Genomic DNA, 10771 nt, shown 5'->3' with positions numbered 1-10771 from the left:
TTCAGCGCCGATGGTAGTTGGGACTTTGTCCCTGTGAGAGTAGGACGTCGCTAGGCACACAAAAGATCAGCCAATATGGTTGGTCTTTTTTTATATTGTTTTTGGGGCGGATTGTGGTTAGCAGAACGTGGTTAGTAGGTAGTTGTTAAGTGTGGAATCGTTCCCGACTTATGGATTTGATGAAGATATAGGCAATGGAAGCCAATACAAAAGCTTTTTTAGATTGTCATTTTAATATCGGCAAAAAATCAGGTAACTTCAATCCCGCAAACATCATTAACGGTATACCGCAAACACCACAAATGGTATATCAACCTCCCACAAACGCCCGGATTCTATATAATCCACATACCAATTATGAAACCAAGCCATCATCCACTTCGTATTATTGCATATAGAACAGACACTTAGAAAGAGGGGTTCCCATGCTAGCCGGATTCATTACATGTTTTTTTGCAGGTCTTTTATGTATCTTATTGGGCTTTCTGATTTGGAAGAAGAAGCAGCTGTCGCTTATTGCGGGATATAATGAAGAAACATACAAAGGAGATAAGGAGAAGCTAGCAAAAGTGGTTGGCTTATTTACAATAATCGTTGGTCTGCTTACTATATTACTGCCGTTTGGACTTGAGTTTGTAAGTGAGCTTTTTGGATTACTGTTTGGTGCCATCATTACGATTGGTTCGATTGTCCTTATTATTTATGTAAACAAGTTTAATAAGCCAACTGATCTGAAATAAAAGTCCCCCACAAGTATGTGAGGGACTTTCGCATTCATTCATTTATTATCTCGATCGATTACTTCCACTTTTTTTCTTGAGTCGTCCGGTATTTGTTTATGGAGGTGAACGAATAAAAGTCCTCTCTTGTAGGTTGCTTTTATCCGGTCTTCTTTTACAGTGTAGGGGAGTTGAATTTCTCGTTCGAAATTCCCTTGAAAAATGCCTTCCTGAAGGATATCAAAACCATTAAAGTTCAAATTGATTTTTCCTTTTACTTCTAGGGTTTGATGTTTGACATAGATATCAACATCCTCCACCTTAGCGAGTCCTGGTAGGCTCAATACAACTAGGAGCTCATTTTCACCTTGGTAAATGTTTAGCTGAGAATGGGCATTATCGAAAAATGGGGCGAATCCGCTCCAGAATTCATCACCAAAAAAATGGTCCCATTGCTTTCGCCATTCATTCATATTTTTAAATTGGTCCATTTTCATGGGCTGTTCCTCCTTTAAGTTACGTCATTCCGTATCATAGAATATGGAATAAGGGGTTGATATGTGCCTATAAATAAAATCATGATAATATGTTTGGAGGAGTATCCTTTAGGGAAAATGTTTAGTACAATGAATACTTTGGTAAGCTAAGTAAAGGAATCATTCCTAAGGGGGAGTTAAATTGTTAGCAAATGCGTATGTCATGGTCTTGATTATTTTAGTCATTAATATTGTATATGTTACTTTTTTTACAATTCGGATGATCTTGACGATGAAGGGGCAGCGCTATTTGGCTGCGTTAATTAGTACGGTTGAGGTTGTCATTTATGTCGTAGGACTTGGTTTGGTGCTTGATAATTTAAATCAGATCCAAAACTTAGTTGCTTATGCAGTTGGATATGGAATTGGTGTAATTGTAGGAATGAAGATTGAAGAAAAGCTCGCGCTTGGGTATATTACCGTGAGTGTGATTACAAAGGAATATGAAATGGATTTGCCTAAGCTGTTGCGTGATGAGGGGTATGGGGTTACGACCTGGATGTCCCAGGGAAGAGAAGGTGACCGATTGTCAATGACGATCTTAACTCCTCGGAAATATGAGATGAAATTATATAAAACCATTACAGATGTGGATCCGAAGGCATTTGTCGTTGCATATGAACCAAAGTCCATTCACGGCGGATTTTGGGTAAAGGCTGTAAGGAGAGGGAAGCTTGAATCATGAGTAAACCTAAGAAGCAAAAATTTGAAGTCAAAGAAAATGAGACGATTGACCAATGCCTTGACCGAATGCAGGCTGAAGGGTATCTTCCTGTTAGAAGAATGGAGGAGCCTGTGTTTCAGGAGGTTAAGCGTAATGGGGAGATTGTCGTTGAACCATGCGGAAGAAAGATTGTTTTTGAAGGTAAATTACAGTAAAACACGAACGTTCAAAATAATGATAAGATAAAATGTTCGATATTAATTGACAACCCAATAAAACTGTTGTTAAGATTAGGTTAGATAAAATACCTCATATAATCTTGGGAATATGGCCCATAAGTTTCTACCCGATAACCGTAAATTATTGGACTATGAGGGAAAAGTATAATTTTACCTATTCTTGACATGGAATGCCCAGGTAGGATTGCTTTCCCCTTTTCGGAAATCAGTCCTGTCTGGGCATTTTTCTATTAAAGGAGGATCTTATGAATCCAGTAGTTGGTGTAATAATGGGAAGTACTTCAGATTGGGAAACGATGAAGGAAGCTTGCAATGTACTTGATGAGATTGGAATTCCTTATGAAAAAAAGGTCGTATCTGCTCATCGCACACCAGATTTAATGTTTGAATATGCGGAAACAGCAAAGGATCGAGGAATTAAGGTTATTGTTGCGGGTGCAGGTGGTGCGGCGCATTTACCAGGAATGGTTGCGGCGAAAACAACTTTACCTGTTATCGGAGTTCCGGTTCAATCAAGAGCATTAAATGGACTCGATTCTCTTTTATCCATTGTTCAAATGCCTGGTGGCGTGCCGGTTGCAACAGTTGCAATTGGTAAAGCAGGTGCAACAAATGCAGGATTATTGGCAGCTTCCATTCTTGGAACATCCAATCCAGAATGGGATCAGAAGTTGGTTGAAATAAGGGAAACTAGAAAGATTCAAGTACTAGAAAGTAGTGATGAGCTTGAATAATCGAATTTTACCAGGGCAAACAATTGGGATTATTGGTGGAGGACAGCTTGGCCGGATGATGGCCATATCGGCTAAGGAAATGGGATTTTTCGTTGCTGTACTAGACCCAACACCAAATTCACCATGTGGGCAGGTTGCGGATATCGAAATAACCGCGAAATACGATGATCTTGAAGCAATTAAACAGTTAGCAAGCGTGAGTGATGTAATTACTTATGAATTTGAAAATATAGATTATGAGGCTTTAACATGGCTTGAAGAAAATGCAAATTTACCTCAGGGCAGTCATTTATTAAAAATAACCCAGGATCGTGGTACAGAAAAGAGTGCGATTCAGGAGATAGGTTTACGTGTGGCTCCGTTTCTTCTCATTGAAAGTGAAGAGCAATTAGCTGAGGCTGTAGAGACAATCGGTGTTCCATCCGTTTTAAAAACATGCCGTGGTGGCTATGACGGAAAAGGTCAGTTTGTTTTGAGAAAGAGAGCGGATGTCAAAGAGGCATCCAAACTATTGATGTCTGGAATGTGCATTTTAGAAGCATGGGTACCTTTTGAAAAAGAAATATCCGTAATCGTTACTAGAAATCCGGCAGACGAGGCTAAAACGTTTCCGGTTGCAGAAAATATTCATGTTGGTAATATCTTGCATCAATCCATCGTTCCGGCAAGAATCTCAGAAAAAACAGAAGCAAAAGCAAAAGAAATGGCGATGAAACTAGCTTCCAAATTGCAATTGGTTGGAACATTAGCGGTTGAAATGTTTGTAACTGAAGACGGGGAAATCTACATCAATGAATTGGCGCCGCGTCCACATAACTCTGGTCATTATTCAATCGATGCATGTGAGACGTCTCAATTTGAGCAGCATGTTCGCTCGGTTTGCAATTGGCCGCTTGGAGAAACAACCCTCTTACGACCTGTTGTCATGACCAATATTTTAGGTGAGCATCTACAGCCTTTACTTGAAAAAGTATCCCTATTATCTAATGTGAAGGTTCACTTATATGGCAAGAAAGAAGCAAAAGTGAAGAGAAAGATGGGCCATGTTACCGTCTTGGGAAATACAGTGGAAGAGGCTTTGGAAAAGTCAGATTCCTTACAAATTTGGAATGATTCGAAATTTGCTCAAGCCTAAATTGAGGGGGGAATCTACATGATAGAACGCTATACTCGTGAGGAAATGGGTTCCATTTGGACGGAGGAGAACCGATTTCGCGCTTGGCTTGAGGTTGAAATTTTAGCTTGTGAGGCTTGGGCAGAGTTGGGTGAGATTCCAAAAGAAGATGTTGCCCTTATCCGAAAAAATGCATCCTTTGATGTCGAGCGAATTAAAGAAATTGAGGAAGATACAAGACATGATGTTGTGGCGTTTACACGTGCCGTTTCTGAAACGTTAGGTGACGAAAGAAAATGGGTCCATTACGGATTAACGTCTACAGATGTTGTTGACACTGCCTTATCTTATTTACTTAAACAAGCAAATGACATTTTACTAAAGGATATTGAAAACTTTATCACTATTTTAGCTGAAAAAGCGAAGGAACATAAATATACCGTTATGATGGGACGTACTCATGGTGTTCATGCAGAGCCAACGACATTTGGCTTAAAACTTGCTTTGTGGCATGAAGAAATGAAGCGAAATGTAGAGCGTTTCAAGGTAGCGGCCGATGGCGTTCAGTTTGGAAAAATTTCAGGAGCGGTAGGTACCTATGCGAATATCGACCCGTTTGTTGAAAAGTATGTTTGTGAAAAGCTTGGTATTTCACCTGCACCGATATCTACACAGACCTTACAACGTGATCGTCATGCGGCTTATATGTCAACATTGGCACTAATCGCAACTTCGATTGAAAAATTTGCAGTTGAAATTCGTGGCTTGCAAAAGAGTGAAACAAGAGAAGTAGAAGAGTTTTTCGCAAAGGGCCAAAAAGGTTCATCTGCAATGCCACATAAACGAAATCCGATTGGCTCAGAGAATATAACAGGAATAGCTCGTGTGATTCGTGGGTATATGATGACAGCCTATGAAAATGTTCCGCTCTGGCATGAGCGTGATATTTCACATTCCTCTGCAGAGCGTATCATTTTACCGGATGCGACGATTGCGTTGAATTATATGCTAAACCGCTTTGGCAACATTGTGAAAAATTTAACGGTATTTCCTGTGAACATGAAACGCAATATGGATCGTACACTTGGTTTGATCTACTCACAGCGCGTTCTTTTAGCGTTAATTGACTCAGGTTTAACACGAGAAGAGGCATATGATACGGTCCAGCCAAAAGCAATGGAGGCGTGGGAAAAACAGGTTCCGTTCCGCGAGTTAATTGAGGCTGAGGAAAAGATTATAATCCGATTAACGCCAGCCCAAATTGATGACTGTTTTGATTATAACTACCACCTTAAGCATGTCGATATGATTTTTGAACGCTTAGGTTTATAACCGTCTATCACTAATCTGAATTTTTGAGGGGGAGTCCTAAATGGACGTAAATAAGCTTAGTTTGCTGTATGAAGGAAAGGCTAAGAAAATTTATCAAACTGCTGAAGAATCTATCGTATTAGTGGAATACAAAGATGATGCCACAGCTTTTAATGGAGAAAAGAAAGCGCAGATCGTTGGTAAGGGCCGCCTGAATAACGAGATTACAAGCATGCTATTTTCAAAGCTTCATATTGCAGGAATCAGAACACATTTTATCGGTAAGCTTTCGCAAAATGAACAACTCGTTAAACGGGTATCGATTATTCCACTTGAGGTTGTGGTTCGAAATGTGGTTGCGGGAAGTTTTTCAAAACGAGTAGGTATTGAAGAAGGAACAAACTTAAAAAAACCAATTGTTGAATTTTACTATAAAAATGATGACCTCGGTGATCCGCTTGTGAACGAGGATCACATTGATGTTCTAGAGCTTGCAACAAAGGAACAAGTACAGGAACTTAAAAAACAGGCACTTAAGATTAATGATGTATTACGTACATTCTTTTTAGACCTTCAAATCAGATTAGTGGATTTTAAACTTGAATTTGGCGTAACGAAAGACGGAGAGATACTGTTAGCAGATGAAATTTCACCTGATACTTGCCGTTTTTGGGATGTTAAGACGAATGAAAAATTTGATAAGGATGTATTCCGTAGAGACCTTGGCAATTTAACGGATGCTTATACGGAAATTTTAAACCGACTAGGAGGACGAATTGCATGATGTACAAAGTAAAGGTTTATGTGACGTTGCGAGAAAGTGTATTAGATCCACAAGGAACTGCTGTAAAGGGGTCCTTGCACCAATTGAATTATAAGGAAGTTCAAGATGTTCGTATTGGAAAATATATGGAGCTAACGATTGATGAATCCGTAGTTGACCTTGATAAGACAGTGAAGGAAATTTGTGAAAAGCTATTAGCAAATACGGTGATTGAGGATTACCGTTATGAGGTTGAGGAGGTTGTCACACAGTGAAATTTGCCGTAATTGTGTTTCCAGGCTCTAACTGCGATGTTGATATGTTTCATGCCATAAAGGATGCGCTTGGTGAAGAAGTCGAGTATGTATGGCATAATGCTACAAATCTTGGTGAGTTCGATGGTATTTTACTTCCTGGAGGATTCTCTTATGGAGATTACCTACGCACAGGGGCACTTGCTCGTTTTTCAAATGTGATGGATGAAGTTATAAAAGCAGCCGAGGCTGGTAAGCCAGTTCTTGGTGTATGCAACGGATTTCAAATTTTATTAGAAGCAGGGCTTTTACCGGGTGCGATGCGCCGTAATGAAAAGTTAAAGTTTATGTGTCGTCCGGTTGAACTACGCGTTGAAAACAATAAATCGATGTTTACATCTGAATATGAAGCGGGTGAAGTAATCACAGTCCCAATCGCTCATGGTGAAGGGAACTATTATTGTGATGAAGAAACACTTGCTAAATTACGTGCGAACAATCAAATCGCATTCACGTATGAAGGAACAAATCCAAATGGAAGTATTGCAGATATCGCAGGCATTACAAATGAACGAGGAAATGTACTTGGAATGATGCCTCACCCAGAGAGAGCGGTGGAGGATTTATTAGGTAGTGCAGATGGAATTAAGCTATTTCAATCAATTGTGAAAAATTGGAGGTTAGCAGCAAATGTCGTTACTTCTTGAACCAAGTCCGAAGCAAATTAAGGATGAAAAAGTATATAGTGAAATGGGTTTAAGTGACTCAGAGTTTGAGTTAGTCGAAAAGATTTTAGGTAGACTTCCAAACTACACGGAGACGGGCTTGTTCTCTGTTATGTGGTCTGAGCATTGTAGCTATAAAAACTCAAAGCCTGTGTTACGAAAGTTCCCAACAACGGGAGAACGTGTTCTCCAAGGGCCTGGTGAAGGTGCCGGAATCGTTGATATTGGCGACAATCAAGCAGTTGTTTTTAAAATTGAAAGTCATAACCATCCATCAGCAGTTGAGCCCTACCAAGGGGCAGCGACAGGTGTGGGCGGGATTATCCGTGATGTGTTTTCAATGGGAGCAAGACCAATTGCACTATTAAACTCCCTTCGTTTTGGTGAATTAACTTCACCAAGAGTGAAATACTTGTTTGAAGAAGTAGTGGCAGGAATCGCTGGTTATGGAAATTGTATTGGAATTCCTACAGTTGGTGGGGAAGTCCAGTTTGACTCTTCCTATGAAGGAAATCCACTTGTAAACGCAATGTGTGTTGGATTAATCAACCACGAAGATATTCAAAAAGGGCAAGCGAAAGGTGTTGGCAATACAGTCATGTATGTTGGGGCTAAAACAGGTCGTGACGGAATCCACGGCGCAACCTTTGCGTCTGAGGAACTGACTGAGAATTCCGATGCAAAGCGCCCGGCAGTACAGGTTGGGGATCCTTTTATGGAAAAATTATTGCTTGAAGCTTGCTTAGAACTCGTAAAATCCGATGCTTTAGTTGGAATTCAAGACATGGGTGCAGCAGGTTTAACGAGCTCTTCAGCAGAAATGGCAAGTAAAGCTGGCTCAGGAATCGAAATGAACCTTGACCTTGTTCCACAACGTGAAACAGGAATGACAGGCTATGAAATGATGCTTTCTGAATCACAGGAACGTATGTTAATCGTGGTAGAAAAAGGCCGAGAGCAAGAAATCCAAGATATCGTGAAAAAATATGATCTTGAAGCGGTTGCAATTGGAAAGGTAACAGATGACAAGCAGCTTCGCTTAATTCATAAAGGTGAGGTCATTGCAGATGTTCCGGTTGATGCTCTGGCAGAAGATGCGCCAGTCTATCATAAGCCTTCTAGTGAACCCGCATCCTATCGTGAATTTAAAGAAATGAAGATTGAAGCTCCTAAGCTTGAAAATGTAGAGCAAACTCTTCTAGATTTGCTTGCGCAACCTACAATTGCAAGTAAGGAATGGGTTTATGACCAATATGATTACATGGTTCGTACCAATACAGTGGTTGCTCCAGGCTCAGATGCTGCTGTTGTAAGAATCCGTGGTACTCAGAAAGCACTGGCAATGACAACAGACTGTAACTCAAGATATCTTTATTTAGATCCAGAGGTTGGTGGACAAATCGCAGTAAGTGAAGCAGCAAGAAATATCGTTTGCTCAGGTGGTGCACCACTTGCGATTACAGATAATTTAAACTTCGGTAATCCAGAAAAGCCAGAAATCTTTTGGCAAATCGAAAAATCCGCAGATGGAATAAGTGAAGCTTGCCGTGTGTTAAATACACCGGTTATTGGTGGAAACGTGTCTCTTTATAATGAGACGAACGGTGAAGCAATCTACCCTACTCCAGTTATTGGTATGGTTGGTTTGATTGATGATGTTTCCTATATTACTACTCAGGAATTTAAAGAAGCAGGCGATCTTGTTTATGTCATTGGTGAGGCTAAAGAAGAATTCGCTGGCAGTGAACTTCAAAAGTTAATCCATGGAGAAATTTTTGGTCCAGTTCCTGAACTAGATTTAGAGATTGAAAAAAGAAGACAAAAACAAGTATTAACTGCAATTCGCGCAGGTGTAATTGCTTCTGCACATGATGTAGCAGAGGGGGGCTTTGCGGTTGCATTAGCGGAAAAGGCCTTCGGTGCAAAAGGCTTAGGTGTTAAGGTGCAAATCAAAGGCGATGCAGTAACTGAATTATTCAGTGAAACACAGTCTCGTTTTATCGTATCTGTGAAAAAAGAAAACAAAGATAAATTCGAACAGCTTGTGAAAGCAAACCTTGTCGGAGAAGTGACAGCTGATGGGACGTTTGTCATTGAAGATCAAACTAGTAAAGAGATTATGAATCTAGCAGTTGATGAATTAGAACGTATTTGGAAAGGAGCCATCCCATGCTTGCTGAACTCAAAGGCCTAAACGAGGAATGTGGTGTATTTGGTATCTGGGGTCACCCAGACGCAGCTCAAATTACGTACTATGGATTACACAGTTTACAGCATCGTGGTCAAGAGGGTGCCGGCATTGTTGTCAGCAATGGTGAAAAGCTTCGCATTGTAAAAGGGGAAGGCCTTGTAAACGAAGTATTTGGCAATGGCGAACTTGAACAACTACAAGGTAAAGCAGCCATTGGGCATGTTCGTTATGCAACAGCAGGGGGCGGAGGCATTCAAAATGTTCAGCCCCTCCTCTTCAATTCTCAAGTAGGTGGGCTTGCTATTGCCCATAATGGAAATCTTGTAAATGCAAATGACCTAAAGCATCAATTGGAAAACCAAGGGAGTATTTTTCAAACAACTTCCGACACCGAGGTTCTCGCTCATTTAACGAGAAAAAGCGGCTATACAAAAATCAAGGATCGCGTTAAAAATGCTTTAACGATGTTAAAAGGGGCCTATGCCTTTTTGATAATGACCGAAAAGAAAATGATAGTTGCCCTTGATCCAAATGGTCTTCGTCCATTATCACTTGGTAGACTCGGTGATGCTTGGGTAGTAGCTTCTGAGACTTGTGCATTTGACATTGTAGGAGCAAAGTTTGAAAGAGACGTTGAGCCAGGTGAGCTAATTGTCATTAACGACGAAGGAATTCATTCTGAACGTTTCTCATTAATGACCAATCGCGCGATGTGCAGCATGGAATATATTTATTTTTCTCGTCCTGATAGCAATATTAATGGTATCAATGTTCATACCGCTCGTAAAAATTTAGGCAAACAGCTTGCCATGGAAGCACCCATTGAAGCCGATGTCATAACAGGAGTACCTGATTCAAGTATTTCAGCTGCTATCGGTTATGCAGAGCAGTCAGGAATTCCGTATGAACTTGGTCTCATTAAAAATAGATATGTAGGTAGAACTTTTATTAAACCTTCCCAATCACTGCGGGAACAAGGGGTAAAAATGAAGCTCTCGGCTGTTCGTGGTGTTGTTGAAGGAAAACGTGTTGTTATGGTGGATGATTCAATTGTACGTGGGACTACAAGCCGACGAATTGTCAACATGCTTCGTGAAGCAGGGGCAACGGAAGTGCATGTTTGCATTAGTTCACCGCCAATGAAGAATCCATGCTTCTACGGGATTGATACCTCAACACATGAGGAGTTAATTGCTTCTTCACATTCAGTTGAAGAAATCCGTGAACTTATTGGAGCTGATACCTTAACGTTTCTAAGTCCGGAAGGGTTAGTAAAAGCAATTGGCAGACCGTTTGAAGGAGAAACGCGCGGACAATGTATGGCTTGCTTTACAGGAAAATATCCAACCGAAATCTTCCCTGATACGGTATTACCACATGAGAAAGTTTTAACTTAATTCAGCCTTCAGCTAAATTAAGTTAAAACCCCGGCAGATGCCACGATTTTTAAAAGGAAATTTTTCGAGCCTTGCTCGAAAAAAAATCGGGCAGCAAATACGCCTTGGCGTATTTGATTGCTAA

General features: G+C 40.4%; 12 protein-coding genes and 1 riboswitch. Of the genes, 11 read left to right on the top strand and 1 reads right to left on the bottom strand.

Annotation, left to right across the window (positions count from 1 at the left end; genetic code table 11):
• Positions 1–425 precede the first annotated feature (425 nt).
• Positions 426–740: a DUF3784 domain-containing protein gene (locus RGU12_RS11600; protein ID WP_309536237.1), complete on the top strand. Its 315-nt coding sequence runs from the start codon at positions 426–428 to the stop codon at positions 738–740.
• Positions 741–778: 38 nt separating this feature from the next.
• Here RGU12_RS11600 and RGU12_RS11595 read toward each other — a convergent pair whose 3' ends face one another.
• Positions 779–1216 (bottom strand): Hsp20/alpha crystallin family protein, encoded by a 438-nt coding sequence (locus tag RGU12_RS11595; RefSeq protein ID WP_309536236.1) that lies wholly within the window; start codon positions 1214–1216, stop codon positions 779–781.
• A gap of 181 nt (positions 1217–1397) precedes the next feature.
• On the opposite strand from RGU12_RS11595, the gene RGU12_RS11590 reads away from it, so the two are divergent.
• The 10 genes from RGU12_RS11590 (at position 1398) to purF (ending at position 10647) form a co-directional block, all read left to right on the top strand.
• Positions 1398–1940: a DUF2179 domain-containing protein gene (locus tag RGU12_RS11590; RefSeq protein ID WP_309536235.1), complete on the top strand. Its 543-nt coding sequence runs from the start codon at positions 1398–1400 to the stop codon at positions 1938–1940.
• Positions 1937–2134: an NETI motif-containing protein gene (locus RGU12_RS11585; RefSeq protein ID WP_309536234.1), complete on the top strand. Its 198-nt coding sequence runs from the start codon at positions 1937–1939 to the stop codon at positions 2132–2134. Before RGU12_RS11590 ends, RGU12_RS11585 begins: the two co-directional genes overlap by 4 nt.
• Before the next feature lie 74 nt (positions 2135–2208).
• Positions 2209–2310, top strand: a riboswitch (purine riboswitch).
• A gap of 93 nt (positions 2311–2403) precedes the next feature.
• Positions 2404–2892 carry a 5-(carboxyamino)imidazole ribonucleotide mutase gene (gene purE, locus RGU12_RS11580; protein ID WP_309536233.1) on the top strand — a complete coding sequence of 163 codons (489 nt, stop codon included), beginning with the start codon at positions 2404–2406 and terminating at the stop codon, positions 2890–2892.
• Positions 2879–4027, top strand: a complete 1149-nt coding sequence (purK, locus tag RGU12_RS11575; RefSeq protein ID WP_309536232.1) for a 5-(carboxyamino)imidazole ribonucleotide synthase — start codon at positions 2879–2881, stop codon at positions 4025–4027. Before purE ends, purK begins: the two co-directional genes overlap by 14 nt.
• 18 nt (positions 4028–4045) lie before the next feature.
• A complete protein-coding gene (gene purB / locus RGU12_RS11570) occupies positions 4046–5338 on the top strand; it encodes an adenylosuccinate lyase (protein WP_309536231.1) in 1293 nt (430 codons plus the stop codon).
• Positions 5339–5378: 40 nt separating this feature from the next.
• Positions 5379–6101 carry a phosphoribosylaminoimidazolesuccinocarboxamide synthase gene (gene purC, locus RGU12_RS11565; protein ID WP_309536230.1) on the top strand — a complete coding sequence of 241 codons (723 nt, stop codon included), beginning with the start codon at positions 5379–5381 and terminating at the stop codon, positions 6099–6101.
• Positions 6101–6355, top strand: a complete 255-nt coding sequence (gene purS, locus RGU12_RS11560) for a phosphoribosylformylglycinamidine synthase subunit PurS (RefSeq protein ID WP_116354643.1) — start codon at positions 6101–6103, stop codon at positions 6353–6355. Before purC ends, purS begins: the two co-directional genes overlap by 1 nt.
• Entirely contained in the window at positions 6352–7041 is a 690-nt protein-coding gene (gene purQ / locus RGU12_RS11555) for a phosphoribosylformylglycinamidine synthase subunit PurQ (RefSeq protein WP_309536229.1), read from the top strand. Before purS ends, purQ begins: the two co-directional genes overlap by 4 nt.
• The gene (purL, locus tag RGU12_RS11550; protein ID WP_309536228.1) at positions 7025–9253 is read left to right on the top strand and encodes a phosphoribosylformylglycinamidine synthase subunit PurL; all 2229 of its coding nucleotides are present in this window, start codon (positions 7025–7027) and stop codon (positions 9251–9253) included. Before purQ ends, purL begins: the two co-directional genes overlap by 17 nt.
• Positions 9229–10647, top strand: coding sequence for an amidophosphoribosyltransferase (purF, locus tag RGU12_RS11545; protein WP_309536227.1), 1419 nt, complete (start codon positions 9229–9231; stop codon positions 10645–10647). Before purL ends, purF begins: the two co-directional genes overlap by 25 nt.
• Positions 10648–10771: the final 124 nt, after the last annotated feature.

The organism is Ferdinandcohnia sp. QZ13, assembly GCF_031324165.1.
In the GTDB taxonomy this organism is placed as follows: Bacteria; Bacillota; Bacilli; order Bacillales; family Bacillaceae_L; genus Ferdinandcohnia.
The sequence above is the reverse complement of the archived record's forward strand: the minus strand, read 5'-3'. Positions and strand labels throughout refer to the sequence as shown.

Excerpts from the sequence above, each read along its gene's own strand:
- RGU12_RS11600 (WP_309536237.1), top strand. The coding sequence starts at position 426 with ATGCTAGCCGGATTCATTACATGTTTTTTTGCAGGTCTTTTATGTATC.
- RGU12_RS11595 (WP_309536236.1), bottom strand. The coding sequence starts at position 1,216 with ATGAAAATGGACCAATTTAAAAATATGAATGAATGGCGAAAGCAATGG.
- RGU12_RS11585 (WP_309536234.1), top strand. The coding sequence starts at position 1,937 with ATGAGTAAACCTAAGAAGCAAAAATTTGAAGTCAAAGAAAATGAGACG.
- purE (WP_309536233.1), top strand. The coding sequence starts at position 2,404 with ATGAATCCAGTAGTTGGTGTAATAATGGGAAGTACTTCAGATTGGGAA.
- purK (WP_309536232.1), top strand. The coding sequence starts at position 2,879 with ATGAGCTTGAATAATCGAATTTTACCAGGGCAAACAATTGGGATTATT.
- purB (WP_309536231.1), top strand. The coding sequence starts at position 4,046 with ATGATAGAACGCTATACTCGTGAGGAAATGGGTTCCATTTGGACGGAG.
- purC (WP_309536230.1), top strand. The coding sequence starts at position 5,379 with ATGGACGTAAATAAGCTTAGTTTGCTGTATGAAGGAAAGGCTAAGAAA.
- purS (WP_116354643.1), top strand. The coding sequence starts at position 6,101 with ATGTACAAAGTAAAGGTTTATGTGACGTTGCGAGAAAGTGTATTAGAT.
- purL (WP_309536228.1), top strand. The coding sequence starts at position 7,025 with ATGTCGTTACTTCTTGAACCAAGTCCGAAGCAAATTAAGGATGAAAAA.
- purF (WP_309536227.1), top strand. The coding sequence starts at position 9,229 with ATGCTTGCTGAACTCAAAGGCCTAAACGAGGAATGTGGTGTATTTGGT.